Annotated in this window: 36 protein-coding genes; 31 read left to right on the forward strand and 5 right to left on the reverse strand. The window is 31.4% G+C overall.

Annotated features, from left to right (window positions below):
* Positions 1–83: 83 nt before the first annotated feature.
* Positions 84–650, forward strand: coding sequence for a hypothetical protein (locus tag NRK67_00480; GenBank protein UUV17348.1), 567 nt, complete (start codon positions 84–86; stop codon positions 648–650).
* Between the two features lie 154 nt (positions 651–804).
* Here the strand turns inward: NRK67_00480 and NRK67_00485 are convergent, their stop codons facing one another.
* Positions 805–972: a hypothetical protein gene (locus tag NRK67_00485; GenBank protein ID UUV17349.1), complete on the reverse strand. Its 168-nt coding sequence runs from the start codon at positions 970–972 to the stop codon at positions 805–807.
* Between the two features lie 90 nt (positions 973–1,062).
* On the opposite strand from NRK67_00485, the gene NRK67_00490 reads away from it, so the two are divergent.
* Positions 1,063–1,389 (forward strand): YjcQ family protein, encoded by a 327-nt coding sequence (locus NRK67_00490; GenBank protein ID UUV17350.1) that lies wholly within the window; start codon positions 1,063–1,065, stop codon positions 1,387–1,389.
* A 128-nt stretch (positions 1,390–1,517) separates the two neighbouring features.
* Here NRK67_00490 and NRK67_00495 read toward each other — a convergent pair whose 3' ends face one another.
* From NRK67_00495 to NRK67_00505, 3 genes are read right to left on the reverse strand one after another with little or no spacing between them, the layout of a single operon-like run.
* Positions 1,518–1,718, reverse strand: coding sequence for a hypothetical protein (locus NRK67_00495; protein ID UUV17351.1), 201 nt, complete (start codon positions 1,716–1,718; stop codon positions 1,518–1,520).
* A 3-nt stretch (positions 1,719–1,721) separates the two neighbouring features.
* Positions 1,722–1,937 carry a hypothetical protein gene (locus tag NRK67_00500; protein ID UUV17352.1) on the reverse strand — a complete coding sequence of 72 codons (216 nt, stop codon included), beginning with the start codon at positions 1,935–1,937 and terminating at the stop codon, positions 1,722–1,724.
* A gap of 16 nt (positions 1,938–1,953) precedes the next feature.
* A complete protein-coding gene (locus NRK67_00505; protein ID UUV17353.1) occupies positions 1,954–2,409 on the reverse strand; it encodes a hypothetical protein in 456 nt (151 codons plus the stop codon).
* Positions 2,410–2,580: 171 nt separating this feature from the next.
* Between NRK67_00505 and NRK67_00510 the strand changes: the two genes are divergently transcribed.
* The 4 genes from NRK67_00510 to NRK67_00525 all read left to right on the forward strand — a co-directional run bounded on the left by NRK67_00510 (position 2,581) and on the right by NRK67_00525 (position 6,057).
* Positions 2,581–3,261 carry a LexA family transcriptional regulator gene (locus tag NRK67_00510; protein ID UUV17354.1) on the forward strand — a complete coding sequence of 227 codons (681 nt, stop codon included), beginning with the start codon at positions 2,581–2,583 and terminating at the stop codon, positions 3,259–3,261.
* A gap of 85 nt (positions 3,262–3,346) precedes the next feature.
* Positions 3,347–4,426 carry a hypothetical protein gene (locus NRK67_00515; GenBank protein UUV17355.1) on the forward strand — a complete coding sequence of 360 codons (1,080 nt, stop codon included), beginning with the start codon at positions 3,347–3,349 and terminating at the stop codon, positions 4,424–4,426.
* Between the two features lie 408 nt (positions 4,427–4,834).
* On the forward strand, positions 4,835–5,035 hold the full coding sequence (locus tag NRK67_00520) for a hypothetical protein (protein ID UUV17356.1): 201 nt from the start codon (positions 4,835–4,837) through the stop codon (positions 5,033–5,035).
* A gap of 143 nt (positions 5,036–5,178) precedes the next feature.
* Positions 5,179–6,057, forward strand: a complete 879-nt coding sequence (locus NRK67_00525) for a helix-turn-helix domain-containing protein (GenBank protein UUV17357.1) — start codon at positions 5,179–5,181, stop codon at positions 6,055–6,057.
* 261 nt (positions 6,058–6,318) lie between these two features.
* Here the strand turns inward: NRK67_00525 and NRK67_00530 are convergent, their stop codons facing one another.
* The gene (locus NRK67_00530; protein UUV17358.1) at positions 6,319–6,519 is read right to left on the reverse strand and encodes a hypothetical protein; all 201 of its coding nucleotides are present in this window, start codon (positions 6,517–6,519) and stop codon (positions 6,319–6,321) included.
* Between the two features lie 55 nt (positions 6,520–6,574).
* Between NRK67_00530 and NRK67_00535 the strand changes: the two genes are divergently transcribed.
* The 25 genes from NRK67_00535 to NRK67_00655 all read left to right on the forward strand — a co-directional run bounded on the left by NRK67_00535 (position 6,575) and on the right by NRK67_00655 (position 25,883).
* Positions 6,575–6,868 carry a hypothetical protein gene (locus NRK67_00535; protein ID UUV17359.1) on the forward strand — a complete coding sequence of 98 codons (294 nt, stop codon included), beginning with the start codon at positions 6,575–6,577 and terminating at the stop codon, positions 6,866–6,868.
* Between the two features lie 10 nt (positions 6,869–6,878).
* Positions 6,879–7,061: a hypothetical protein gene (locus NRK67_00540; GenBank protein UUV17360.1), complete on the forward strand. Its 183-nt coding sequence runs from the start codon at positions 6,879–6,881 to the stop codon at positions 7,059–7,061.
* A 247-nt stretch (positions 7,062–7,308) separates the two neighbouring features.
* Positions 7,309–8,430 (forward strand): hypothetical protein, encoded by a 1,122-nt coding sequence (locus NRK67_00545; protein UUV17361.1) that lies wholly within the window; start codon positions 7,309–7,311, stop codon positions 8,428–8,430.
* A 209-nt stretch (positions 8,431–8,639) separates the two neighbouring features.
* Positions 8,640–9,317, forward strand: coding sequence for a hypothetical protein (locus NRK67_00550; protein ID UUV17362.1), 678 nt, complete (start codon positions 8,640–8,642; stop codon positions 9,315–9,317).
* A 14-nt stretch (positions 9,318–9,331) separates the two neighbouring features.
* On the forward strand, positions 9,332–9,745 hold the full coding sequence (locus NRK67_00555; protein ID UUV17363.1) for a hypothetical protein: 414 nt from the start codon (positions 9,332–9,334) through the stop codon (positions 9,743–9,745).
* 127 nt (positions 9,746–9,872) lie between these two features.
* On the forward strand, positions 9,873–10,325 hold the full coding sequence (locus tag NRK67_00560) for a phage terminase small subunit P27 family (GenBank protein UUV17364.1): 453 nt from the start codon (positions 9,873–9,875) through the stop codon (positions 10,323–10,325).
* 15 nt (positions 10,326–10,340) lie between these two features.
* Positions 10,341–12,074: a terminase large subunit gene (locus NRK67_00565; GenBank protein ID UUV17365.1), complete on the forward strand. Its 1,734-nt coding sequence runs from the start codon at positions 10,341–10,343 to the stop codon at positions 12,072–12,074.
* A gap of 20 nt (positions 12,075–12,094) precedes the next feature.
* A complete protein-coding gene (locus NRK67_00570; GenBank protein UUV17366.1) occupies positions 12,095–13,363 on the forward strand; it encodes a phage portal protein in 1,269 nt (422 codons plus the stop codon).
* 3 nt (positions 13,364–13,366) lie between these two features.
* Positions 13,367–14,071, forward strand: coding sequence for a Clp protease ClpP (locus NRK67_00575; GenBank protein UUV17367.1), 705 nt, complete (start codon positions 13,367–13,369; stop codon positions 14,069–14,071).
* A gap of 13 nt (positions 14,072–14,084) precedes the next feature.
* A complete protein-coding gene (locus NRK67_00580) occupies positions 14,085–15,284 on the forward strand; it encodes a phage major capsid protein (GenBank protein UUV17368.1) in 1,200 nt (399 codons plus the stop codon).
* Between the two features lie 18 nt (positions 15,285–15,302).
* Positions 15,303–15,584: a head-tail connector protein gene (locus NRK67_00585; protein UUV17369.1), complete on the forward strand. Its 282-nt coding sequence runs from the start codon at positions 15,303–15,305 to the stop codon at positions 15,582–15,584.
* Entirely contained in the window at positions 15,577–15,912 is a 336-nt protein-coding gene (locus NRK67_00590; protein UUV17370.1) for a phage head closure protein, read from the forward strand. Before NRK67_00585 ends, NRK67_00590 begins: the two co-directional genes overlap by 8 nt.
* A gap of 6 nt (positions 15,913–15,918) precedes the next feature.
* Positions 15,919–16,344, forward strand: coding sequence for an HK97 gp10 family phage protein (locus NRK67_00595; protein UUV17371.1), 426 nt, complete (start codon positions 15,919–15,921; stop codon positions 16,342–16,344).
* A 13-nt stretch (positions 16,345–16,357) separates the two neighbouring features.
* Positions 16,358–16,807, forward strand: a complete 450-nt coding sequence (locus NRK67_00600) for a hypothetical protein (protein UUV17372.1) — start codon at positions 16,358–16,360, stop codon at positions 16,805–16,807.
* A gap of 32 nt (positions 16,808–16,839) precedes the next feature.
* Positions 16,840–17,943, forward strand: a complete 1,104-nt coding sequence (locus tag NRK67_00605; protein UUV17373.1) for a phage tail sheath protein — start codon at positions 16,840–16,842, stop codon at positions 17,941–17,943.
* A 73-nt stretch (positions 17,944–18,016) separates the two neighbouring features.
* Positions 18,017–18,424, forward strand: a complete 408-nt coding sequence (locus NRK67_00610; GenBank protein ID UUV17374.1) for a phage tail tube protein — start codon at positions 18,017–18,019, stop codon at positions 18,422–18,424.
* A 75-nt stretch (positions 18,425–18,499) separates the two neighbouring features.
* On the forward strand, positions 18,500–18,880 hold the full coding sequence (locus NRK67_00615) for a hypothetical protein (protein ID UUV17375.1): 381 nt from the start codon (positions 18,500–18,502) through the stop codon (positions 18,878–18,880).
* Positions 18,881–19,012: 132 nt separating this feature from the next.
* On the forward strand, positions 19,013–21,181 hold the full coding sequence (locus NRK67_00620; GenBank protein UUV17376.1) for a hypothetical protein: 2,169 nt from the start codon (positions 19,013–19,015) through the stop codon (positions 21,179–21,181).
* Positions 21,182–21,589 (forward strand): hypothetical protein, encoded by a 408-nt coding sequence (locus NRK67_00625; protein ID UUV17377.1) that lies wholly within the window; start codon positions 21,182–21,184, stop codon positions 21,587–21,589. It begins immediately after the preceding gene.
* Complete coding sequence (locus NRK67_00630; protein ID UUV17378.1) at positions 21,589–22,539, forward strand: hypothetical protein; 951 nt, start codon at positions 21,589–21,591, stop codon at positions 22,537–22,539. The genes NRK67_00625 and NRK67_00630 overlap by 1 nt, the downstream gene beginning before the upstream one ends.
* On the forward strand, positions 22,539–23,018 hold the full coding sequence (locus NRK67_00635) for a DUF2577 domain-containing protein (GenBank protein UUV17379.1): 480 nt from the start codon (positions 22,539–22,541) through the stop codon (positions 23,016–23,018). The genes NRK67_00630 and NRK67_00635 overlap by 1 nt, the downstream gene beginning before the upstream one ends.
* The gene (locus NRK67_00640) at positions 23,019–23,459 is read left to right on the forward strand and encodes a DUF2634 domain-containing protein (GenBank protein UUV17380.1); all 441 of its coding nucleotides are present in this window, start codon (positions 23,019–23,021) and stop codon (positions 23,457–23,459) included.
* On the forward strand, positions 23,456–24,547 hold the full coding sequence (locus NRK67_00645) for a baseplate J/gp47 family protein (GenBank protein ID UUV17381.1): 1,092 nt from the start codon (positions 23,456–23,458) through the stop codon (positions 24,545–24,547). Before NRK67_00640 ends, NRK67_00645 begins: the two co-directional genes overlap by 4 nt.
* Entirely contained in the window at positions 24,540–25,079 is a 540-nt protein-coding gene (locus NRK67_00650; protein ID UUV17382.1) for a YmfQ family protein, read from the forward strand. Before NRK67_00645 ends, NRK67_00650 begins: the two co-directional genes overlap by 8 nt.
* Positions 25,080–25,883 carry a hypothetical protein gene (locus NRK67_00655; protein ID UUV17383.1) on the forward strand — a complete coding sequence of 268 codons (804 nt, stop codon included), beginning with the start codon at positions 25,080–25,082 and terminating at the stop codon, positions 25,881–25,883.
* Positions 25,884–25,897: the final 14 nt, after the last annotated feature.

A 25,897-nucleotide genomic window follows, 5' to 3' on the forward strand; every position in this document is an offset into this window, starting at 1 on the left:
TTAGTATAAATAGATTAAGAATTTCTTTGTTAACTAATAGAAGCTTTCTATGTAATTATTAATCACTTTTAAGGAGGTAATTTATGAAAATTCTTCTGGAAAATTCAGCACTTATATTAGGAATTGCCATATCTTTCTATACCATTTCTCATGCTCTTTTTTCTTATCTTAATTTACGCAGAGAAAGGTATTTTGTAATTGCTCGATTATCATTAAAAGTTCAAAAAATAATGGAACTATCTGAAAAAATATGGATTTCTTCAATAGAATTGGTAAAAAAAAATAATGAATACCAAAAAGAAATAAATTTGATTAAAAAAAATAATAAATATAAAGAAATCAATGATTTTTACAATTTACTATTAAAACAATCTAAAATACTTAACAAAATCGAGCTAAACTTAGATGAAGAGGTTATAGCAAAATCTCTTAAACCTAAACAAATAGATTATCTATGTTGTTTTTTAATATCTCTTTATCGATTAAAAAATGATTTAAATGATCAACTTATTTCTTTTAATAGTGACCCCACAAATCAAAGTGTACTTCAAAACTTTGAAACACTAATAGAAACACGAGTTATGCATCTTACAGCAAACCGCAAGGATTTAAAAGAAAATCTTCTTTGTATCCTTAACTCTTTTGATTAACTTTAAAAAATATTTCAAAATAACTTTATTTTTAAAATCCCTTAACAGGGATTTTTGTATTTTCAGTAACAAAACTCCATTTGGTTTTATTGCGATATTAAACTTATCATGATTTCGTCATCACTTCTTGATAATCATCCTTTTATTATTCCTCCTAATAACTCCATTCAACTTCTTCATTGAGTAAAAAAGCATCTATTGCTTCACTTTCTATTTCATCTGTTGTAGTAACTGTTTTACCTCTAAAAGTTAATGTTTTTAGCTGTGGAATAGTATTCCTGTAAAAAGCATCCCAATCTTTTATTTTCCCTTTTATTTTCACTATTTATTCCTCCTATTTACCTCTTATGCTGTGCCTCCTACTATGTTATAATCAAATCACCACAATAAAATTAATCACAAGGAGGCACATTTGGAAACTTATTACATAATCCTTAATTATATTAACGAATGTTATAAAAAAGGTAATCCTATTGAAAATGCTGATTCTTTCCCTTTAAAAGAATTAGAACTCGATGAATTAGAATTTAATTTAATCCTTCAAAATTTATTTGATAAAGACTATATTAGAGGCATAGAAATGGTTTATGAGGGAGCCTCAGAGGTACCTGTTATTATTTCTGAATTAACTGCTACTTTTGATGGTCATCAATATCTATCAGATAATAAAGAACTCTCAAAAACACAAAAAGCTTTAAATTTTATGAAATTAATTAAAGAAACAATCCCAATGATCTAAATAAAAACATAATTATAAGGATTAATTTTATTGTGCCTAAAATTGTAAAAATTAAACCAAGTATTATTAATATAATTTCTTTAAATTTTATCTCGCCCATACTCCTCCTCCTAAGACCTCCTCTATTACTATTTCTTCTCTTTTTTTTGCATTTCTAACTGAGTTAATATGTCTTTGGTAACTGACATATCAAGATCTAATGCTACTAATTCTTCTAAATATTTTATATGCCTATCTTGGGCTTTTATCAGTGGTATCATGATCAATACTCCTAATAAGAGACCTAAAGATAAAGTAAGTATTTCACTGTTCTTAAAAATTTTAACCACCCCCTATAAATTCTCTTCTTCCCTCTCAGAGTTGTCTAATAGCTCTTTTTTCATCCCTTCAAGATGTTGCTTACAAGCTTCTTCAAAGGAATCTATAGAGTCAATTATCACTTGATCGTCAATATCCACAACCTTCTTTATTTCTTTGTGGAATTTTATTGAACCCAATGTATTTTCAAGACCTTCCTTAAAATTTTTAACTCTACTCTCAACTATCATTTGTTTCTCCTCCTCTTTACAAAAATCGCTTCAAAATATTTTCTTCCATCATCTTTTTTTCAATACCTGAGTTTTCACCTCTGAGCTTTTCCCTGCATTTCGTTGCATATTCTATTAGCCAGATCCTGAGTTCATCATCCGACTTTTCATATTCAAGTTCCAGGGCTCTGATCTGCTTTATTTTTTTAGAGTAGGTCTTATTAAAACTGTTTACTTTTTTATCCAACTCTTTTAAAGCTTCTTTAATTTCTGTAAGATCATCCAGTTTTAAAATCACCTTTCTTGTTTTAGCGAATGATTTCTGCATATCTTCATTCCATTTATCTAAATTAAAGCTTTTAATCCGCCTCTCATCATCTAACTGGTCGATAATCTCTCCATGTCTCAGGTGTTCTTCAAATGTTTCTACCCTTACCTGCATATTCATACTTCTTTCTAGCTCCAATGATAGAGCTGATTCTGGTCTTGCCATAATACCTCCCCTTTTTATTAAATAAATATTGCGAAAACGCAATATAATTAATAAAAATAAAAAAATCAAGCTTATAAAATAACTATAACTCATAATATGCGAAAACGCAACATATTTTTTGTAAAAACGCAAAAAAAAAGAGTAAAATATATTATTTACTGGAGGTATATAATGTTAAAAAATAAAGAAGTTTTCAAACTTTTAAAAGATAAAAGAAAAGAAAAAGGGTATAGCCTTGAAAGTGTAGAAGAAATTTTAAAGCAAAACTATAATATAGAAATTAACAGTAGTAACATTTCAAGAATGGAAAATGGAAAAGTAAAAACTGTAGATGCTAAAATTATAGGGGCATTATGCAAAATTTATAATTTGGATATTTTTGATATTTATAAAAAATTAGAATATCTTAATGAACAAGATCTAGAGAAGAAAAAAATAAAAATTGGGAATATAGACTTGAATAATCCAATTACTGAATTTAAACAAATTCCTATCTACGATTCTATTTCAGCAGGTTTCGGGAGTTCTAAAAGCGGTATCATCGGTCATATGCCATTACCCCAAACTAATGGGTTTAAGGGTGATGTAATAGGGATTAGAGTAGATGGTGATTCTATGCAGCCTGATATTAAAGACGGGGATACAGTCCTTATAAAAATAGAAGTTATGCCTGAAAATGGAGAAGTAGGGGCGTTTATCTTAAATGATGAAGGATTATTAAAAAGATATAAAAAAACAGATCGTGGAGATGTAATATTATCCAGCGACAACAAAGATTATGATCCTATCATAATAAATGAATCCGATGAATTTCACATCGTAGGAAAAAAAGTAGGAGTTTTTAATCATTAAGAAAAATACTTATCTGAAAGAATATACAAAACTATGCACAGATAAATAAAAATAAGATAATAAATCTAATCCTGGAGGAGTTTATATGAAAAATATCCCTAACGAATTATATGAAGAAATTAAGTCTAATATGAAAAGACCAGAAGGAACTGTAACATTTGAATATCGAAATCCTGAGTTGTTTAATTCAAAATCAACTGGCGGTACTATACTTGAAGTAATTACAGGAGATCACATTTTTTTACTGCAACAAAGTTGTGATTTTAAATTAAAGTTTATACATTTTTCACCTGGAACTGAAACGAGAGTCGCTATTATTGATTTAAAAAAAATCAAAAAATCACCGAATGTATTAATAATTTTGAGATGGTCTACTTCTGAAATAAAACTTTCTATTTCTCCAGCTCCATTAATTAAAGTCGAGGACCTGACTACATCTATAGGCATAAAATCAGATACAAGTTATAGAGTTATTGACGGTAATATATTAGAAATAGGAGGTCCTAATACAGTTGTTATGGGTACAAGGATTATGTCAGAAGGAAAATGTGTTTTGGCACCTACAGCTATCGAAACTTGGAACAATACTATCGATGCGATTAAAATTTTACAAAGTAGTGAATCGGAGAAAGGTTATTCACATGAAGTTGTATTAAGTAATTTAACCATCTCAACACTTGTAACTGGATTCGAAACATATGCTATGAAAAGGTGCATTGAGATTAGTAAAGAAGGAGTTCAACCAGATATTCCTTCTTTAGTTAAACGAGTTTATTCAACATATGAACGAGAAAATGACTATCCTAAACATGATGAAATCAAGGCAAAGGAGAAAGGCAATTCGTTTTATGAGGAATTAATAACAAATATGGTTAATTTTCAAAGTTATCAAGAATGTAAGCAAGCATTTTCTAAATCTTATGGAATTAAATTTGGAGAGATTGATTATACTGCCAATTTATTAGAAAACTTGCAAAAAATAATTAAATTTAGACACAAGATTATCCATGTTTCTCCAATGTTAACAATAATAAATGAAGAAGAAGTTCCGAAAGAAAAACCTATATTTTCAAATAAAGATTATGCAGAAAAGTCTATTAATACGTTTAATGAGTTTATTCAAAAACTCCATAATACTACTTTAAAACTACAACGGGTAGACTAAAAGGAAATAATCAATTAGCACACCTCTTCTCACCATATCTCTATAGTTTTATCGGGAGCACCTTCTTATTTTTGGATATAGTCGAATATAACGTAGAAGTGATGAAACTAAAAAGATATCGAAAAATCAACAATATTTGAACCCATCTATTTTGAGGGGGTTCAAATTGAATGCATTCTCTTTGTAGGGATTCACTTTGAATACCTTCAAACCAAGGGGGGTAATAATAGTAAACATATTTAAATAAAATACATGTAATAATAATATACGCTTTTAGATAAAAAACATATTTAATAAAAAAAGTAGTAGTAATAGAAAAATTGCTGCTGCTTTTTATTTTATAATTTTTTTAAAAATTATTCTTGCAAATACGCAAAAAATAAAGTAAACTACATTTGAGGTGAGAATATGTGGGTAACAATAAATTCATATAAAGACATAAAAGCATTATCTATCATAAAAGAATTAGAGTTACTGGAAGTCGCTAAGGAAATGGGCTATACTTCAATTTGGGGACTTAAAGTTGCGTTAAAAAATAAAAGAAAGAAAGATAAAATTTTGAAAAAGGCTTATATTTTTTTTGAAAACCATAGTGCGAATACGCAATAAGTTGTTTTGTAAAATAATATTTATTATTTGAAACTCGAGGTTCTCAAGAGGTCAGATCCTTGACCTCGGATTTGAAATAATAAATTTATAAAAAATAAAATAAGTAGAGAACCTCGAGACTTCTCTGCTGAAAGGAGTAGCTTATGTTTACAGTAGAGCAATTTAAAGGGACAGTCTATGAAAATGGATTTGGGATGATCCCTAAAAAAATAATGTGTGATAGAGATCTTAGCAGTAATGCTAAACTTTTATACGCATTTTTAGCCTCACATAGTTTTAACGGGAGTAAGGCTACTCCTAAAAAAACTACAATAAATCATCTATTGGGATGGGGAGAGTCCAGGACCGATAAAGCATTAAAAGAGTTAAAACTAAGAGGTCTTATCCAGGTAGAAAAATATTTAATTCCTGCCAGTGAGAGAACGAACCCTAAACAGAGATATAGAAATCATTATGTATTAACTAATTCCCTAGCAGATGTAATAGAGATAAGTGTTAAAGAAACTAAAAAAGAAGAAGAAAAGCAAAAAGAGCCTAAAATTGAAACAGTAAAAAAAGATAAGAAAAATAAGCAGAATAAAAAAAATGATACCAGCTCAGGAGATTTAAACCAAGAGGACTCTAATTTTGATAAAGAATTAAAAGAAACTCTGGAAACATCAAATTTTAAGAACCTAAATCTAAATACAATAAAAAATATAAAAAAATCTGCTGACGGATCTTTGGAAGAGGTTAAAAAAGTAATTAAATATATGAAATCAAAGGGAAAACCAATGAGTCCTGATATCCTTATAGCCATATTAAGAGATAAAGATCATCTGGTTCCAAAAGCAGAAAGACCTAAAAAATTAACCAGAAAAGAAAAAGCAGAAATTATGATAAAGGAACTAGGTTCTAAACAAATAGAAAAGCTTAGAAAAGAAATTGCTGATGAAACAGGATTTCCTAAAGAAAGTGAGGATGTAAAAACTTTTTTAGAGAGTCACCTATGCAGCATGTTTAAAAATAATTATAGGGACTAGGGGGAAAAATTATTGTTTTTAACTAGATAAACTCCTGAGCTAAACTTATCAAGCCCCCCTTTGGTAAGTTTAACTAAGTAGTTTATCAGGGAGATGATAAGTTATGACTTGTAAAAAATGTAAGTTCAGAAAAAGAAAAATAGTACAGAATAAAAAAAGAAATGACAACTTTAAAAAAAAACTAGCGATTGAAATATCAAAACAACTTAAAAAAATAGAATTATATGTATAACAAAAGAATTGGTTACGCCTAGATTTTGTTTAAACTTTAGTATTCATATTATATTTTTCTTTTATAGAATTGAAATCTAGTTCCTCTTGTTTCTTTTTGAATATTTCATTTGCATCATTTATGATTTCTGGATGACTATTTTCAACAGCTTGTGCAAGTGCACTATGTTTTAGTTTTAACATCTCTAATTCACCTATTACAGTTCCAAGTGTTTCTATAAGTTGTTTCATGTATACCTCCAAATTGAGCGTAACCAAATAAATAATAACATATCAGAGGAGGAATATGAAAAAATTATTAGACAAAAATCAAAAGAAAGAATTAAATAAAACACTGGAAAAAGAAAGGAAAAAACTAGTAGCCATTGGAAAAAAATTACTGAATAAAACAGATAAGAGGATCTTGTTGCAAAAAGCTTTAAAGAGCTGGATGGAACTGCCTAAATTTTTAAAGGATAAAATAAAACAAAAGAATAACTACATAAAAGATTACTTAGAAAAAGAGTATCTAGAGATAGCTAAAAAATATCAAAATAATGAGGAAAGAAAAGCTAAATGGGATAGTTTGGATAAAAGTTGAGGTGGTATTAGTGGATAAAGAAAGAAAAGAAATAAGGTGTAAAAAATGTAATAAACTTCTTGCAGTAGTTAATGGGAAAGAAATAGAATTCACTATTAAGACAAAAGCAAAAGTGACTCCTATAAAGTATGAGCTAAAATGTAGAATTTGTGGGAAAGTAAGAAAAGGAAAAATACAAGAGAATTTAATTTAGCGACTCAAGCAGTCCTGTTTAGTAGAAATACTAGACAGGGCTTTTATTTTTTAGGGAAATAGTTCATTAGTTATTTTGGGAAACTATTTAAAAATTGAGATGGTGGGAACTCGATAACCCAATATGGGTTTTTATATATTTTTATAGGTATTATAGAATGGTCTGGTCAACCTCCTAAAAAAAATGATTGTTGTAATACCTTTATGAATATATAAGTTCAAATTTATTATTTAGGAGGTGATAGACATTGAAAATAGATAGATTTAGATTAAATAAAATTGGGATAGATAGGGTAGTTCTAAATAATTTTAATATTAAAAATCTAGATGAATTAGAAAAAAAAGTTCTTGATACAAATACAGAAATCTCAGAATTAGTTGAGGTTAAAGAAAAACTATTTACTCTTAGATATTCTACACATTTAAAGGCAAATAATGAATTATATGTTTTAGCTGATTTAGAATTCAACCCTAATACAATTTTAGAAGGTCATAATCTTTATAATGTGAGAGGGAATGAATTAAAACAGGCTGTTGAAATTTTAAAAGAAACTCTCAATAGGTCAGGAGTAGAGATAGATCTTGAAAAAGCTAAAGTGAAAACATTAGAGATAAATAAAACTATAGATTATCCATTTAAGTCATTAGAAGAAGTTTTTTTAGTTATTGGGAGAACTAATTTAAAAAAATCAATAGGATTATACTCTTTTCAGGATGAAAATATCCCACGGAAAATAAGGGAAGAAAGAAGTTTATATATTAATTCAACTTTAAATTCAAAAAAGACCATCACAGGTAAAGAGATAAAATTTTATGATAAAACTTTTGAATTTTTTAGGACAAAAAAAACAAAATTAGATATGGAACTGACTAGAGCAGAAGTAACAGCAGGAAGAGATTATTATAGAGAAATAGTGATTAAACTAGGGAATTTTAAAGGTTTAAAAATATCTAATAGTTTAAATGACTTAATAGAAAATGATTGGGTATTAGATGAAATATTTACTAGAGCTTTAATACCAGAAGTGAAAATAAAACCTTTAAGGTTCATTGAGAATGTGATTAAAAAAAATTTACGTAAAGAATTTATTAATTTTAGAAGAACTGAAAAAACAAAGAGAGAAATTAGGAAGAAATACATTGAAAATGACGAGCCTGTTCCAAAAAAATATAGAGAGGAAAAAGGGGTATTTAAATACTTGAAAAGTGAATCATGGATATTTGATTATAACTTTTTACTGGAGATAGTCCAAGAAGAAATAGAAAGTAAAAATAGATGGCGATTCAATAAACAAATATCAGATAAATATAGAGAAATTAACCATTTAAAACGATTTGAAAAGTTTTTAGAAATATTAAATTTAAGGTGATTTTTTTTAACTACATAAACTAAATTATGTAGTGCTATAAATAACTTATACATCTCAGTAAAAATAATGGGTAGATGTGGGAATGATCACAGAATAAATCTCTTATAATTCCTTTTAAGATAATTACGCAGTTTTCATCCTTTTAGAAATCAGATACTTTTTTCATCTATTTTAGCAGCATTTTATAAAAATAATCAGGAGGTGATTAGATGGCTATATTTACAAAAGAGATTGAATTTGAGATAAGAGCAAAATATGAGTATGGAGAAAATTTAAAAGATCTGGCTGTCCTATATAAAATTCCTCTGGCAACTATAAAAAGCAGAAAACAGGTATCAGCTAAAAGTGGTGATCCCTGGATAAAAGGATTTAGAAAAAGAGTGTCCTATGAAGATTTTATTAGTGAGACAGAGGATCATAAAGCCATGCTGTTAAAGCTTCACAACCAAGAAGCCACTGAGGAACTGGATCATATATCTGAATTGATGAAGATCCAAAGGGAGGAAGAACTAAAAAAATATTCAAGAAGCCAAAATATAGGGATGACCAATGATGAATACATGACCTTGGTAGATTTTTATACTGCTAAAGGAATGAATCTAGACACTGCCACCTGTCATGCTAACGAAGTGTTAGAGCAGAGGATAGAGGAAGCTATAACGAGAAATAAAAATAAATTGCCGCCTCTCATAGTAAGTAAATTAGATTCGGTAGATAAATTATTGGATTTAAGGAATAAAGTGGCCAATATCTATGTGGGCAAGGAGAAGGCTGATATTGAAAGGATAAAGGTCGAGACTGAACAGAAAAAAATAGAGCTAAAGGGTAAGATAATTGATTATAGATTAAAAGAACAGGCATCTTTAATGTATCTGGATGAGGAGTAATTATTATGGCATTTATGAAGTTTTGTGACAGATGTAAGACTAAGTATCCATATGAAGAAGAGTGCCCCAACAAATGTAAAGCCAAGGCTAAAAAAGAAGCTGACACTTACTATGACAGCCATCAGAGAAGTAATGCTGAGTTCTATAACTCTAAGAGCTGGAAGAAGTTAAGATTAGTTTGCATTAACAGGTTTGATGGTTTGTGCTTGTGGAGTTATATAAAGCATAAGAGGATAGTTCCGGGGACTCTAGTCCATCACATCATAGAGCTAAGGGATAGCAAGGATAAAGCTCTTGATATAGACAATTTAATCCTTGTGAGTGATGAAGCACACAGAGAGATACACCAGCTCTACAGGACAGATAAGAAGGCTACACAGGCAGAACTATTAAAGATAATAAAAACATGGAACAACAGGGAAAGGTAGGGGGTATCAATAAAGTTTAGGGACCTAGGCGGAATACCGCAGCCTGAGAATTTCTCACGCAAAATTCCCATTTGGAGATAATTACGAAATTTGAAATTTTTTCAAAAAAAAAGGAGTTGAAAAGAGAATGGCGGGGAAAAAACCTGTGGAGGTGCAAACAAGACATAATACAAAATCTGAAATAAATAAAAAAAAGTTAGAAGAAGAAGCGGTCTACGTGGGAAGAGATCAGCTAGAAAATCCTCCAAAGTGGTTAGTAAACGAAGAAGGAAAAAAAGAGTGGATTAGGCTAGTTGAACAATTTGGAAAGAAATCAATGATCAGTAATCTGGATTATAACAACTTAGGACTATATTGCAATGCTTTTATTAGATACAAGAAGATAAGTGAAAACCTGACTAAACAGGGAGTTATGGTAGGACGTGAGCACAATCCACTAGTAGCACTGGAAATTAAATATTCTGACGAAATAAAAAAATATTCAGCATTATTAGGATTGACCTCTGAAAGCAGGCTGAACTTGGGATCTAATAAGATTAATCAAGAAGATAAAAAAGTAGAGGATGATTTTGGGATATAAAACGGAGGCATAGATATGACCATTAGAGAAGAACTTATAGAGTATACCCATAACTGTATTGGTGATGTGTATGTATCAGAATATGAAGATTATATCTCAGGCAAGAAGCATAAGCAGGCTTGTCAAAGATACCTGGATGATCTAGAAAAAGATTGGGAATATTATTGGGATGAAGAGGAAGCTCAAAAGATAGTTAAATGGTTCTCCTACTTGAGACATTCCAAAGGAGTACTGGCAGGACAACCAATTCACCTTACAACCTGGCAAAAATTTATCATGTGCCAGCTATATGGATGGAGACATAAAGAAACTGGAAATAAAAGATTTAAAATCGGGTTTGTAGAAGTGGGTCGGAAGAATGCTAAATCTCAAATGCAGGCTGGGAGTATGTTATATGAAATGTCAGTACAGGCTACTAAAAACAATGAAGTCTATGAAACTTATTGTGCCGGTACTAAAAGAGATCAATCAAAAATAATATTTAATGAGGCAAAATTAATGCTTAGAGGGAGCTTATTAGCCCCTAAGTTTAAATTAACCAATAACATCATAACACATACAAAAAGCGGGAGTTTTTTAAAAGCCCTCTCTAAAGAAGATGGGAAAAAAGGAGACGGAACCAACCCGGCAGTATTAGTCCTGGATGAATACCATCAGCATCAGACAACTGAATTTTATGATCTATTCATTGGATCAGACGTAAAAGAGGGACTCATGATGATAATAACCACTGCCGGAGTAGATCTATCCTACCCATGCTATACAAACGAGTATACCTACGTGACCAATTTATTAAATCCTAATTTAGAAGTGGTCAATGATGAATATTTTGCAGATATATGTGAGATAGATAAGGACGATAAAAATAATTTTAATGATAAAAGGGTATGGAAGAAAGCCAATCCAATAAGAACAAGCTACAAAGAAGGGATGGAAAGAATTGAAACAACCCATAAGGTCGCTGTTGAAGTCCCCGAAAAGATGATTTCATTCAGGACTAAGATCTTAAATGAATGGGTACAAGCTAAAGATATGGGCTATATGGATATGGATAAATGGAAAAAGTGTGAAGTCAAAGAAATACCTTTCGAATGGCAAAACCAAGATGTCTATGTGGGCTTTGATATGTCCTCTAAGATTGATTTAACCAGTGTAAATTTTACAATACCGATAATGATAGATGGAGTTGCAAAATACGCAATATTTACCCATTCATTCATACCAAACAGGGAAAAACTAATAGAAAGAACACACCTGGATAAAGTTCCATATGATGCATGGGAGGAAGCTGGTTATCTTACTGTAACCAATACCCCTATTGTAGATCAAACTCAGGTTATGAACTATGTCGTGAAGTTTTGTGAGGAAAATAATCTAGATATTCAAACTCTGTGTTTTGACCCTGCTAATAGTTCAAAATTAATGTTAGATGCTGAAAATGAAGGGTATGAATGTGTAGAAGTATATCAATCATATAAATCTCTAAATGAAAGTACCAATGGATTTAGAGAGCAGGTATACAGTGAAAATATCTATTATTTACGTAATCCACTATTAACTTTTGCCATGGGAAATGCAGTAATCAGGCAAAACAATGGATTGATAAAAATAGATAAAGACGCAACTAAGAAAAAAATTGACCCCATAGACGCAATACTTTGTGGGTTTAAGCTGGCAATGTATCATGAATTTGGATTTGATGTGACTAAATATGCGTCGTTGGAAAATTTAAATAAATTATATGGTTAATTATTAGCTAATGGAAGGGGGTGAAAACAATAATAATTAGAGCAATAAAAGCAATAAAAGAAAAATTTAACCCTAAAAATGAAGAAACAACACTATCAGACCCAAATATAAGAACTGTTTTGAAAACATTAGGAATAGATCCTGATTCTATTGATAACTCCAGTGATATGTCCGAGACAATTTATTATATATGTCTTAAACATATGGCCGAAACTATGTCCAAAATGCCATGGGAAAGGAGAATTAGAACTAAGAAAAAAGGGAAAGAAAAAGATTTTGATAGTCCATTGGATCTAATCCTAAATATGCGGCCGAACCCGTACTATTCAGCCTCTACTTTTTGGGCTGCCATAGAGTTAAATAAGCTGCATTATGGAAACTCATATGCCTATGTAGAAACTGATTATAAGGGAGCTGTTAAATACCTATGGGTGTTGCCTAGTGATCAGGTAGAAATATGGGTGGATGATAAGGGATTAATTGGCAATCAAAATGCTGTATGGTATGTGTGGACTGACCCAAAAACAAATAAAAGATATACTTTTTTAAAAGATGAAATTTTACATTTTAAAACAATAATTTCATTTAATGCATTAGCCGGGATACCTGTAAAAGAATATTTAAAAACCCAAATAAATACCGGGAAAAATTCCATAGGGTTTTTAAATAAACTTTATAAAAACAACATGTTCGGCTCAAAGGTAATAGTTCATTATACCGGGGAATTAAGTAAAAAAGCCGAAGCAAATGTAGCTACATCACTGGAAAATTTTTCTAAGTCTCAAGGAAGTGGTAAATTTATTCCTATGCCTATGGGGATGCAGGCACAATTATTAGATATGAAATTGGCAGACGCACAATTCTTTGAAAATAATAAGGTTTCAGCTCTCCAATTGGCCGCAGCATTTGGGATTAAACCAAATGTAATAAATAATTACGATAAATCATCTTACAGTAATTCAGAAACACAGCAATTAGATTTTTATGTGAATACACTCCAGCCTTTATTTAGTAATTACCAACAGGAATTAAGTTATAAATTACTCAGGCCGGATGAATTGAAAAAAGGGTGTAGGTTAGAAATTAATGAAAAGATACTATTCAAAATGGATAATAAGACCCAATCAGAGGTTTACAGTAAATATTTATCTAACTTTGGAATGACCCCTAACGAAGTCCGGGAGGAACTTAATTTACCATATATAGATGGAGGAGATGTCTTGATAGGCAATGGAAGTGCTATAGGGCTAGAAGATATAGGGAAACAATATAAAAAAGGGGGTGATTAAGAAGTGAAAATAAATATAAAAGGACCAATTATTTCTGATGGCGATCAATGGATCTATGATTGGTGTGGAATCCCAGCAACCTCGCCAAGTTCAGTTTCAAAATTAATGAATAAAGCAGAGAAAAATGAAGAACTGGAAATCATAATAAACTCTGGAGGAGGATCTGTACATGCAGGATCTGAGATATACACAACTCTAAAAGATTATGATGGGGATGTCATTGTAAAAATAGTGGGAATAGCAGCAAGTGCTGCGTCTGTAATCGCTATGTCAGGGACAAAAGTAATGATGTCACCTACAGCTCAGATAATGATCCATAATTCGGCAGTTTACACAGGGGGTAATCATAGTGAATTAGAACATACCGCAGGGGTATTAAAAACTATTGATGCAGGTATTGCTAACGCCTATGAGTTAAAAACAGGAATGTCACATGATGAATTATTGGAATTAATGGAAGCTGAAACATATTTTGATTCTAAAAAGGCAGTGGATCATAAGTTCGCAGATGAAATTATGTTTACTGAGACCAAGATAGTAAATTCTGCACAGACTTTAGCTGATGGGACATTACCACAAGCAGTTATAGACAAGATTAGAAATGAACTAAAAGATAAAGAAGGGATAGTAAATTCTGAAAAAATACCACCTGAACCAAAAGTAAATAATGAACTAAAATTAGCAAAATTAAAATTAAGATTAAGATAACCAGGAGGAATAAATGAAAAAATCAGACATAATTAGAGCGAAAATTGAGGAATTAAAAATAAATGCAGAAGCAGCAGAAACAATTGAGGCTTTTAATGCTATAAAAGCAGAACTAGACTTAGCAGAGGGTAAATTAGCACTAGCGGAAAAATCAGAGGCAGAAGCAGCAGCTCAAGCACAAAATGATGGAACATCACCATTACCGGTTACACCAGAACCAAAAGCTGACGTGAATTTAGGAGAAATAGTAGCAAAAGCTATTGTAGGAACTGCGACAAGGGAAGAATTGACAGAAATTAAAAATTTAATGCAGGAAGGTGTTGGAGAAAATGGAGGAGTATTAGTTCCAAAAGACGTCAAAACTAAGATAATTGAATTGCAAAGAAGATCTTTTGATATAAGAAAATATGTTGAAATCGAAAAAACATCAGTTGACAAAGGGAGCAGAACAAAAGTTACGAATGAACCAGAAAATACTGGATTTGCTTCTGTAGATGAAGGGGCAGCAATACAAAAGTTACATGAGCCGACTTTAGGAGAAGTAGAATATGCAATCAGAAAATATGCTGGATATATTCCTATCACAAATGAATTAATAAAAGATACACCTGAAAATTTATTAACTTTTATCCTAAAATGGATGGCTAAAAATGAGCTGAATACTTATGCTTATCAAATATTCAACGGAACAGGGGAAAAAGCAGCAGAAGGAATTATGAAAAATATTGACACTGGTGGGAAATTAGAATCAAGAGTTCAACAAATAGAAACTAATCCAACTTTAAAAACCTTTAAATCTATTATCAACAAAGATTTAGATGAGGTAGATTCGGATAATATTGTCATTTTCACCAATTCCGATGGATATGACCATATTGATAATTTAGAAGATGGGAATAAGAAGTCCTATTTGCAACCAGACGCTACAAAGGCATCAGGTAATGCGTTTTTAGGGAAAGAAATAGTAAAAGTTCCTACTAAATTTTTAGCAGCTGTTACAAAAGATACTAAAGACTACACTCCGTTTATAATTGGAGACTTGAAATTATTATACACAATGTATGACAGGGAACAACTATTGATTGAGTCAACTAAGATCGGTGGAGATGCTTGGAGAAATGATACAACAGAGATGAAAGGAGGATTTAGGTTTGATGGAAAGATAAATGGGGATAAAAAAGCAGTTAAAATATTATTGGCTTTATTATCTTAAACTTGAAAAGGAGGGTTAATGCTTACACTAGACGAAATAAAGCTTTATCTAAGGGTAGATGATAGTGAAGAGGATAAATTAATCACTCAATTAGAGCTATTCAGCAGAGAAGAAATAAAGAACTCCACAGGGGTTGAATATGTTGAAGAAAATCCAACAGAAACTTATAAATTAGCACAACTTATAATCATAGCAGATAGATATGAAAATAGAGCCTCTGAAGACCAAGAATTTAAGCCAAATAATATTCTTTCTTGTCTATATAGTAAATTAAAATATTCGGTGGTGGAAAATGGCTAAGAAAAAGAAATCTTTAGCCAGCAGGCTGAATAATAGGCTTGAAATATGGGGAAACGCCAAGGTCAAAACAGACCTTGGCACTACAAATGGGCCAAAACTTATAAAAAAGATATGGGGTAAAATATCGCCTATCTATGGATTTTCTAGCGGTGGAGAGGCTAACACTACTAAAAGTACTGTTAATTTGAAAATTATGATTAGAAAAACAGAGATTTCAAAGGCTAATTGGGTAATACATAAAGGGCAAAGATACGATATAAGCCATATTTTGCCTAATTATGATAGTAATGAATATTTGGATTTAAACGTGTTTTTATATGAGGAGTAGATATTTATGAGTGATTTAGATGATTTTGCCAGTGATCTATTAAAAATTTCAGAGGAATTATCTAGTGGTAAAGAAGCTAAAAAGTTTTTAAAAAAAGAAGCCGGTAAATTAAAAACCAAAACTCTTAATAATGCTAAATCTAAAGTAAAAGCCCATAGCGGTAATTACTTTAAATCTATAAAGGCCGGGAATGTCTATGATAGTGAGGAGGGGTTATCTGTAGATGCTTATTCTGCAAGTAGTGCAGCACATCTGATAGAAAACGGCCACATTATAAAAGGCAGAAATAAAAAAGATGGATCTGAAGGAGAAACTCACGGGTTCAAAAAAGGTTTATATATATTCGATAATACCGCTAAGGACTATAAAGAAGAGTTTGAAACAAATATAGAGAATTTTAAAAATGAATTATTTGCTAAAAATGGATTTTAAGTGGGTGTAAAAAATGACAAAATACAAAGATATATTAGCAGCATTAGTTAAATATTTAGAAACACTTCCAGGGGAAGTAGAGATACAATCACAAGATATTGAGGAAGGATTTTCCAGGCCATCTTTTTTTATAGAGTTAGATAATATAAAAGTTGATGACTTTATGAAAACTTCAAAAATAAGGGATCTGACAGTAAGAATAATTTATTTTCCAAAAGATAAACATATTAATCAAGTTGAGCTATTGGATATGCAGGAATCACTTGAGGAGTTATTTATAGAAAATAACTACATAGAAATACTACCTGAAACAGAAGACAGAGAGGCTGTTTTGGTAGAGGTAGAAAATGCTAAATTTAATGAAAATAAAAATATATTACAATTTCAATTTGATATAAACCTGGATGAATATTATATCAGAGAAGATAATTATGAAAAAATGGAAAACTTGGAAATTAATTAATTTCGTAAGTCGCGAAATTAGAAGGAGGAAATATGAGTCCAACAAATAACGGAATGCCTAAATTAGAAATAATCTTTAAAGGACTTGGAGTAAGTGCAGTTGCCAGGGGAGAAAGGGGTACAGCTGTGTTGATCTTACCTGATGATACAACTGCGGATTATTTAGTTAAGTATAGATCCATTGAAGATTTTACATCTCAGGAAGAAGCTAAATTTGAAACAGGGAATACCTTATTTATAAAAGATGCTTTAGAAGGAATCCCTTTAGAGTTATATGTAGCAACAACAGCTAAAACTACTCCCGGTTTAGCTGCTACTCTTTTAAAACTAAAAGGAGCTATACCTAGAAATTCATGGATAGGAATCGCATCTAGTACTCAAAAAGATCAAGATGATCTAATAACATGGGTGAAAGCTCAGAGAAAAAATAATAAAAAAAGATATAAAGCATTTACATACAAGGGCACTACAACAGATGATAAGGGAATAACTAATTTAACCACAGAAAAAGTAACATTCAAAGATGATAGAGGTGAAGTTACCGGGGATAACGCTATTCCATTTTTAATGGGCTGCCTAGCAGGACTTCCACTATCCATGTCAGCAATCGCAAAACCACTGACTAAATTTAAATGCGTAACAGAACCAGATGATCTAGATGAAGCTATTTCAAATGGAGAATTTATCTTATTCAATGATGAAGGGATAGTAAAGGTCGCAAGGGGAGTAAATTCATTAGTTACACTAGGTCAGGATGTAACTTTAGAGATGACGCAAATAAACACTGTAGAAAAGATGGATTTGATTTTTTGTGATATTTATAATGCATGGAACAACAATTTCAAAGGCAGATATCCTAATATTCTTAACAATCAAATTTTATTAATATCTTCTATTAATGCTTATTTAGGATTATTAGCATTAGACTATATCTTAGATCCTGAATTTGATAATCGGATAGAGATCTATCTAGAAAAACAAAAATTAGCCAATTATGCAAAATATGGACAGGAGGCTGTAGATAAATGGAGTGATACAAAAATCATGCAAATGACTGTATCTACAAACGTATATATGAGATCAAACCTCAAAATATCAGGTATCATGGAAGATTTATTTATGGACATATTTATGTAACGATTTTTCAACATATAAACACAAGAAAGAAATTGAAAAAACGTCTTAGAAGACAAATAAGGAGGTCATTATTTTGGGGAAAAAAGCCAGCGGGAATAATTATAACAGTGGAAATAAAGGGACTATCTGGATAAATGGGATTCCAATTTTAAATTGTTATAAGGCAAGTATTGAAAAAAAAATTGAATATGAGGAAATCCCACACCCGACTAAACCCGGATCAAAAATAAGGGTAGAGGTGGGACATACAATAGAAGTAGGGTTTGCATTTAAGAAAACCCTCGAAACTAAATTAATCGATTTTGGATCAGATGATATCACTATGATTATGACTGACACGAATAACAATACTACAGTTGTAGAAACAACAGAGGCTAGCGGAATAACTTTTGATTCTACTGTAATAAAAGCATTTGAGAAGGGTAAAGTTGGAGAGATCGAGATGTCAGGGCAAGCTGAAGACATGAGAGAGTTAGTTTAAAATATTGTATTCCCTTTCTATTAGTTAAATGAGAGGGAATATAATAATTAAGTGATTAATAGGAGAAGATTAAATATGCAATTACAAGAATTTATAAATAAAGCAAGAGCAAGGAAAGACAACGAAGTCAAAGTGATAAAAATAGAGATTAAAGATATAGGGGCTGTCGAGTTCACAAGACCTGATAACAAAAAAATATTGGAATATATGGAAAAAGCAGATAAAGAGGACCTTAGTGTGACAGAGATGTTTGGCCTTACCAAAGAAATGTTATATCTGAACTGTCCTGTACTACAAAAAAAAGAAGTCCGAGAAGAGTTTAAGCCCAATAATCCTTATGATTTGGTCACAGATTTATTTGGTATCCATGAAACTACTGACATTATGGAGAAGTTCATGAAAGGCTTTGGGTTGGATGAAGAAGAAAAGAAAAATGAGGAAGAAATAAAAAACTAATAGGAGATAGTGATAGCCCAGGGGAGCTTTACTGGGTATCCCATTATCTCCAAAAAGGACATGAATTAGAAAGACTGTTAAATTTAAGCAGCATTGAAAAAAAATTCTATATACAATCTATAAATATAGAAAATGAAAAAAAAGTTAAATATGACATTGAAAAAATGGAATTATTTTTTAAAGTTTTGGGAGGTGGGTAAGATATCTAGAGTCATAAAGACCATCTTAAGATTAAAAGATGAAATGTCCCCTGGTCTCAAAAAAAATTCTGAAGCTACCAAAAGACTTAGTGAAAAAGTAAAAAAATCAAGAGATCAGATTAAAAAATTTCAGGTTGCAAATACAAAAGCAACGGCAGGATTAAAAGAACAAAACGATAAAATAAAAGCTTTGACTTCCAGGAAAAATAAAGAAAGTAAGACTATGAAAAAACTAGCAGGACAAATGGAAAAGTATAAAAATCAGACAGGGCTAACTTCTAAACAGATAGCTAAAAACAATCAAAAATTAAAAGAAGCTAGAACTAGATACAATAAATTAGGCGGATCTATCTCCACTATAAATAAATCACTCAAAGATGCTAACGGTTCAGTAAAAAAATACAATGAAAGTATAAAGGCTAACAATAAGGAAATTGGATCTATAAATAATAAGATAAGCGAGTATACTAAAAAAATAAAAAAAAATATAGCCACACAAAAGGATGCACAAAGTGCTTTGAACCGTTGGGGAAAAGGTGCTGTTAAAAGCATAGATAAAGTTATAGCCAGAACTGTTAAATTGGGAGCAGTAATGACCGGTGCAGTAGCAGCACTAGGAATTAAAGTAGGTCTTGGCGAGGCTATGGATATGGAAGGGTATAGGATGCAGTTGGAAACAGCTGTTAAAGACACTGAAAAAGCGGGAAAGTTAATGAGTCGAGCTGTTAATTTTGCAGATATAACACCGTTTGAAACTGGAGAAGTTGTAGAAGCTACAGCTACAATGGAAATGTACGGTCTTTCTTCTACTAGGTGGTTAAGAGATATAGCGGATATGGCTGGATCAACCAACAAACAAATTGGTGATGCTACAGAGGCTATGGTAGATGCAAATGTAGGCGAGTTTGAAAGGTTAAAGCAATTTGGGATATCCAAAGATATGATAATGGCAGCCTCAGCTAAAAAGTATGGAGACAAGGTAGTTTTTAATGCCAAAGGGCAGATGCTCGATCAAATTAAGATGCAATCTGTACTCCAGGAACTTATGCAAGAAAAATTTAAAGGCGGGGCAGAAAAGCAAGCCAGGACAATGAAAGGTCTTTTATCAACAGTAACAGGTAGTATAAAATCATCATTAAAAACAATAATGGGGATTCAAAAAGACGGAACTATTAAACAAGGAAGTATGTATGAAAAATTAAAAGAGCAGATAAAAGGAGTGACCGATACCCTCCTAAGATGGAAAGAAGACGGGACTATAACAAAAATAGCTTCTAATGTAACCGATGCAGTCATGAAAATAATAAATATTATTAAAAAACTATTTAATTTTGTTCAAAAATATAGAGGGATCATAGAATCAGCACTAGTATTTGTAGGAGTTATATACACTACAATTAAAGCATTCAAAGCATTACAGACTATTGTAATGGCTGTAAACATAGTTACAGGACTTTTGAATAAAACTTTGATAATTTCACCTCTTGGATGGGTAGCACTCGCCATTGGTGCAGTGGTCGGAGCATTATATCTATTATGGAGACACATGGATACCATAATCGCAGTCTTTAAAGGAGCTTGGGATTGGATAAAGAATCTGATAAGTAAAACAAGTGATTTTGTACTAGTATTAGCCGGGCCAATTGCACCTCTGCTGCTATTAATTAAACACTTTGATAAGATCAAAGAAACAGCCAGTAAAGCTTTTGGATGGGTTAAAAAGATCTTTGGTTTAGATAACAAAGATAAAGAGTTCAATGTAACTATGAATAAAAAAGAAAACTCTGAGATTGGTTTTCAAAATGGCAGCCCTGGAAGACAAATGGAGCAATATGCAAAAGGCGGGATTGCTACAAAACCAAGTATATTTGGAGAAGCCGGTGCAGAGATTGCCATACCTCTTAATCAATCTAAGAGATCTAAAGATCTATTGGGGCAGGCTAACAACATAATAGGCGGGAGTAACCCTGGAAAAGTTATTAATAACTATAAGATAATATTTACAGGTGATGTATATGGATTTGAAGACTTTAAAGAAATTTTAGCTAGGGGATTTTATGAAATTATTCAAGAAAATAAATCAAATGTAGTGAGGAGTTAGATGAGAGAAATATATTTTGCAATTGGAGAAGAGGTTCTCCAATTGCCTTATGTCAATGAAAAAATACAAGTTGGTGAAGGCCTTAATACAGAGGAATTTGAGACTGTAGACGGCAAAACATTAACATTAGTAGGGAATAGAGGGAATAGAACTATCAGTATAAGTAGTTTTTTCCCGACAAAACAATATAAATGGCTCAATTCTAATTCAAAACTTTCTACAGAATGTCTGGATTTCTTTAAAAGAAACAGAAAAAAAGTATTAAGGATTGTTTATGTAAATGGGGAAGAGACATTGTGTAATATGTTGTGTACTATATCAAACTACACAGTAGCACCTAAAAAAAATGGTGATTATAATTACTCTTTAGAAATTAAAGAATATATAGATCCAAAGGAGGTATTTTAGTGGTTACTTTAAATTTAATCAGAGATAGTAAAAGAATAGATATAACCAACCTTACAGGAAATATAAGTTTAAGTGACAGCTTAGATACTTTAGGAGCTGCTTTAAATTTTGATATCGCCAGGAATTTTAACGACCCAAATTTCGCGACTTCCGAAATTGTAGAAGCTGGTAATCTTATTGAATTTAAAAACGCAGGAAAAATTGTTTTCATCGGGATCATCATAACAATAGGGATTGAAAAATTTAAGAAAAGTATAAAATGTTTAGACTTTTCTTTTTATTTGAATAAAAATAAGCTGATTAAACAATTTAAAAATATAGGTGCATCTGATGCAATAAAAAATATGTGTGATCAGATAGGTATAAAAAAAGGAGATATTGATAATATTCCAACTTCTATCACTAAGATTTATAAAAATAAGACGGTAGCAGAGATAATAAAGGATATTCTTGTACAAGTTTTAGATGAAACAGGAGAAAAATATAAGTTAGAGATAAATAACGGAGCATTGGATGTAAAAAAACACAGGCTCATAGAAGCTAAAACTAGATATAAATTTTGGGGAAATATAACTAAAAATGAAGATATGACAGAGATGAAAAATGTTATTTTAGTGACTTCCAACAACCAGGATGATGTTAACACAATGGGAGAAGCCATTGACAAGGACGGCATTGATAAATATGGGAGATTGCAAGAGATTGTAGAAGTTGAACCAAAGGATATTTCAAAAGTTCGAAATATCGCAAATAAGAGACTCAAAGAGTTAAACAAAGTATTTACAAGTGTTAATGTCCAAACTTTAGGTGATAACTCATTGAGGTCCGGAAGAATAATTGAAGTGGTAAATAAAGAATTTAATTTAAATAGTAAATACTTAATTAAAAGTGCTAATCACAAATATTCTAAAGGTAATCATACCACCAATTTAAATTTAGAGGTGAACTAATGGGGGAATATGGAGCTAAGTTAGCTAAACTTTGGAAGGAACTAGAAAACCAAGAAATAATAGAATCAACAATTGGAAAGGTCATAAGTCCTCCTCCAAATCTCAGAGTTTCTATATGGAATAACAGTGTAATATTAGAGCCTGCCCAGCTTTATATGAATGACAGGTTATTTGATGATCATACAAGAAAATTTGAAATAGATGGGAAAGTCTATGAAATTGACTTAACTTTAGAAAAAAATGAAGTAACTGAGATAGAAGAATCGCCTATTTTACCTTTTGTCCCTGCACCTGCACCGCCTCCACCATGGTCTGTAAAAGGGAAGGGAGCTATGAAAGGTAAAGGGACATATAAAACTAGTGGGACAATAGTAAATACAGACACATTAAAAAAAGGCGATCTTGTAAAACTTACCCCCACAGAAGTTGCCCAGATATGGTTTGTAGACTTTAAGGTAAGAAAGTTAGGAGGGGAATAGATGAGTATATTTCCAAATACAAGTTTAAAAATTGAAGAAGAACAGCAGGCAATAGATTTTAAATCCTCTAAAGAACCTCTTTTTGACTTTAAAAGAAAGCAAATAGTAACTATAGATGGGAAAATTGTATATTGCACTTACAGACAAAAAATAGAGCAATGGGTCGAACTAATAATTCGAACTACGGTAAATAAATATAAGGTGTATAAAGACACAGGATTTGGATTTTCAAAATTATATGAATACAGAGGCCATCAAATATTTGCTTCTAATTTTGGTATTTCTGAACTAAAAAGAGAAATGAAAGAAAAATTAGAAGAGCATAAAGAGATTATATTAGCAAAGAACATAAAAATTTCTCAAGATTTCAATGTTTTAAAGATAGAATTAAATTTAGAGCTAGTTGAGGAAGAGTTAGAGAAAGAGGTGATTATAGAGTGAATGAAGAATATAAAGCACCACCAGTGGGAGATATACACAACGGTATGTTAAAAGATATATCTAATGATTATGAAAAAGAGGTTGGAACATTCACAAATGATCTAACTAAAACTTATGCTATACAGTCATATGAAGCAAGAAAAAAAATAGAACTTTTATTCAGCAAATTAGATGTAAATAATTATCATGGTACAGAACTTGAAAGATATGTTTTTCAGAGAAAAGGGATAAAAAGAAAAGAAAGTAATGCTTCTTCCGGGACTATTACCGCAAAAGGAAACGGGACTATCAATATTGGAGATCTATTTGAAACTGAATCTGGAACTCAATTTAAGGCTGCCGAAACAATCGTAGTAGTTAATAGCGGAGATGTAAAAATAGAAGCTGTTATCCCCGGATTAAAGGGGAATGTCGGAGCTAATACCATTACTTTAATTCCTATAACTATTCAGGGGATAACAGAAGTTACAAACACCTCCCCAACCATAGACGGATATGATCAAGAAACAGATAAATCATTGGTTGAGAGGTATTTAATTGATATTCAAAAGCCACCTACCTCTGGGAATATATATCACTATATGCAGTGGTCAAGGGAAGTTGTAGGGGTAGGAGATTCTAAAATAGTTCCCCTATGGAATGGTGACAACACAGTTCAGATAGTAATCATAGATGATGAAAAACTCCCGGCAACAACAGAATTAATAGAGCGGACTCAAAACTATATAGATCCTAAAGGTGAAAATAATTCTACCTGGGGAGCAGGATATGGAGAAGCTCCAATAGGTGCTTATTGCAGTGTGATAAGTGCTGCTCCTAAAAATATAAATGTTACGAGTACACTGGTCTTAGAAAGTGGTTATACAATAGAGCAAGTGCAACCATGGGTAGATGAGGCTATGAAAAAAAATTTAAAGGAAATAGCTTTTCTAAAAAATAGTGTTTCCTATGCAATCCTAGCGAGTAAAATTTTAAATGTAGAAGGTATTAGTGACTGGTCATCTTTTACCATAAATGGAGGAACAAAGAATATAAGTGTAGGAGAAAAAGAAGTGGCAGTTTTAGAGAGTGTGAGTTTAAATGAATAAATTACATTTATTAGAAAACCTGCATAAGATTTTCAGAAACGACAATTATATAAAAAACTTAATGGAAGCCTCCGGGAAACAGTTAGATGACATAGAAAATAAAACAGATCAATTGGGAAAGGAGTTTTTCTTTGATACTATGAGTCCTGTAGGTATAGCGGTATTAGAAAATCAACTTGATTTTAAAGCTACCGGGGATTCCATAGAAGGAAAAAGGGAGCAGCTAGAAGCCAGATGGAAAACAGCAGGTAAATGTGATTTAGAGCTATTAAAAATTATTGCTAACTCCTGGAGGAATGGTGAGGTTTCAGTCCTGTTTACCAATGCAGTTATAGAAATCACCTTTATTTCTATTATAGGTATCCCAAATAATGTAGAAGCTTTAAAACGTTCTTTAGGCGAAGCTAAGCCGGCACACTTACCGATTAATTATACATTTAAATATCGTACCTGGGGGATGTTACTTCCTAAAACATGGGGATATTATATGCAATACACATGGGGTCAAGTCTTAAAGCAGGAGGTTATATAGATGGATGGAACTACACCAAATTTAAATTTGGTTAAGCCAGGAAGAAATGGAACAGCCGATATAGAAGTTCTCGATCAAAATATGGAAAAAATAGATGCCTGGGCAGGAGAAAAAGAAACTGAACTAAGCGGTAAAGAACCTACAATTAATAAAAATAGTGGATTTAATAAAGAAAAAACCGACTCAGTTACTACCAACAGCTCTGTAATCTTAGCTACAGCAAAAGCTATAAAAACAGTCTGGGATGCTCTCACAAATCATAGGAATAGTACTAGTAATCCTCATACAGTTACTAAGAGTCAAGTAGGATTAGGAAATGTTCCTAATTATACAATTACTGATTCTACAACTGATGGATCTAGTTTAAAATTTGGAAGTGCAAAAGCAGTTAAAACTGTTTGGAATAAAGCTCTCGAGATATTGGGGCTGACTAATACAAATAAAAATGCAATACAAAATAATACAGAACAAATAGAGAATTTTTCTAAAATTTCAGAAACAAATATAAATATGACTACTGGTACAGGAGTTGTAAATATAAGAAGAATTGGTAACCTAATTTTCATAGGAATAGATACATTGAACACTACCATATACTATGGTAAGATTGCTTTTTCATTACCTAATGGGTTTCATATAGAAACAGGAAATTATAGAACCACCATCATAGCTTCACAGAGTTCAACGGGAGGTAAATCATGTTGTTTTAGATGTACGAACGGAATTGACTTTATAGCATTTGATGGGGATTCTCTAACATCTTCGGTGGGGTATAATTCATATATAGCTGCAAATAAAATCTAAATTTGTTTTGGTCA

The organism is Fusobacteria bacterium ZRK30 (assembly GCA_024628785.1).
Classification (GTDB): domain Bacteria; phylum Fusobacteriota; class Fusobacteriia; order Fusobacteriales; family Fusobacteriaceae; genus Psychrilyobacter.

What these genes read in the sequence shown, in the direction of transcription:
- NRK67_00480 (UUV17348.1), top strand. Translation starts at nt 84, where the DNA reads ATGAAAATTCTTCTGGAAAATTCAGCACTTATATTAGGAATTGCCATA.
- NRK67_00500 (UUV17352.1), bottom strand. Translation starts at nt 1,937, where the DNA reads ATGATAGTTGAGAGTAGAGTTAAAAATTTTAAGGAAGGTCTTGAAAAT.
- NRK67_00505 (UUV17353.1), bottom strand. Translation starts at nt 2,409, where the DNA reads ATGGCAAGACCAGAATCAGCTCTATCATTGGAGCTAGAAAGAAGTATG.
- NRK67_00510 (UUV17354.1), top strand. Translation starts at nt 2,581, where the DNA reads ATGTTAAAAAATAAAGAAGTTTTCAAACTTTTAAAAGATAAAAGAAAA.
- NRK67_00515 (UUV17355.1), top strand. Translation starts at nt 3,347, where the DNA reads ATGAAAAATATCCCTAACGAATTATATGAAGAAATTAAGTCTAATATG.
- NRK67_00520 (UUV17356.1), top strand. Translation starts at nt 4,835, where the DNA reads ATGTGGGTAACAATAAATTCATATAAAGACATAAAAGCATTATCTATC.
- NRK67_00525 (UUV17357.1), top strand. Translation starts at nt 5,179, where the DNA reads ATGTTTACAGTAGAGCAATTTAAAGGGACAGTCTATGAAAATGGATTT.
- NRK67_00530 (UUV17358.1), bottom strand. Translation starts at nt 6,519, where the DNA reads ATGAAACAACTTATAGAAACACTTGGAACTGTAATAGGTGAATTAGAG.
- NRK67_00535 (UUV17359.1), top strand. Translation starts at nt 6,575, where the DNA reads ATGAAAAAATTATTAGACAAAAATCAAAAGAAAGAATTAAATAAAACA.
- NRK67_00550 (UUV17362.1), top strand. Translation starts at nt 8,640, where the DNA reads ATGGCTATATTTACAAAAGAGATTGAATTTGAGATAAGAGCAAAATAT.
- NRK67_00555 (UUV17363.1), top strand. Translation starts at nt 9,332, where the DNA reads ATGAAGTTTTGTGACAGATGTAAGACTAAGTATCCATATGAAGAAGAG.
- NRK67_00560 (UUV17364.1), top strand. Translation starts at nt 9,873, where the DNA reads ATGGCGGGGAAAAAACCTGTGGAGGTGCAAACAAGACATAATACAAAA.
- NRK67_00565 (UUV17365.1), top strand. Translation starts at nt 10,341, where the DNA reads ATGACCATTAGAGAAGAACTTATAGAGTATACCCATAACTGTATTGGT.
- NRK67_00580 (UUV17368.1), top strand. Translation starts at nt 14,085, where the DNA reads ATGAAAAAATCAGACATAATTAGAGCGAAAATTGAGGAATTAAAAATA.
- NRK67_00585 (UUV17369.1), top strand. Translation starts at nt 15,303, where the DNA reads ATGCTTACACTAGACGAAATAAAGCTTTATCTAAGGGTAGATGATAGT.
- NRK67_00590 (UUV17370.1), top strand. Translation starts at nt 15,577, where the DNA reads ATGGCTAAGAAAAAGAAATCTTTAGCCAGCAGGCTGAATAATAGGCTT.
- NRK67_00595 (UUV17371.1), top strand. Translation starts at nt 15,919, where the DNA reads ATGAGTGATTTAGATGATTTTGCCAGTGATCTATTAAAAATTTCAGAG.
- NRK67_00600 (UUV17372.1), top strand. Translation starts at nt 16,358, where the DNA reads ATGACAAAATACAAAGATATATTAGCAGCATTAGTTAAATATTTAGAA.
- NRK67_00605 (UUV17373.1), top strand. Translation starts at nt 16,840, where the DNA reads ATGAGTCCAACAAATAACGGAATGCCTAAATTAGAAATAATCTTTAAA.
- NRK67_00615 (UUV17375.1), top strand. Translation starts at nt 18,500, where the DNA reads ATGCAATTACAAGAATTTATAAATAAAGCAAGAGCAAGGAAAGACAAC.
- NRK67_00620 (UUV17376.1), top strand. Translation starts at nt 19,013, where the DNA reads ATGAAAAAAAAGTTAAATATGACATTGAAAAAATGGAATTATTTTTTA.
- NRK67_00625 (UUV17377.1), top strand. Translation starts at nt 21,182, where the DNA reads ATGAGAGAAATATATTTTGCAATTGGAGAAGAGGTTCTCCAATTGCCT.
- NRK67_00635 (UUV17379.1), top strand. Translation starts at nt 22,539, where the DNA reads ATGGGGGAATATGGAGCTAAGTTAGCTAAACTTTGGAAGGAACTAGAA.
- NRK67_00640 (UUV17380.1), top strand. Translation starts at nt 23,019, where the DNA reads ATGAGTATATTTCCAAATACAAGTTTAAAAATTGAAGAAGAACAGCAG.
- NRK67_00650 (UUV17382.1), top strand. Translation starts at nt 24,540, where the DNA reads ATGAATAAATTACATTTATTAGAAAACCTGCATAAGATTTTCAGAAAC.
- NRK67_00655 (UUV17383.1), top strand. Translation starts at nt 25,080, where the DNA reads ATGGATGGAACTACACCAAATTTAAATTTGGTTAAGCCAGGAAGAAAT.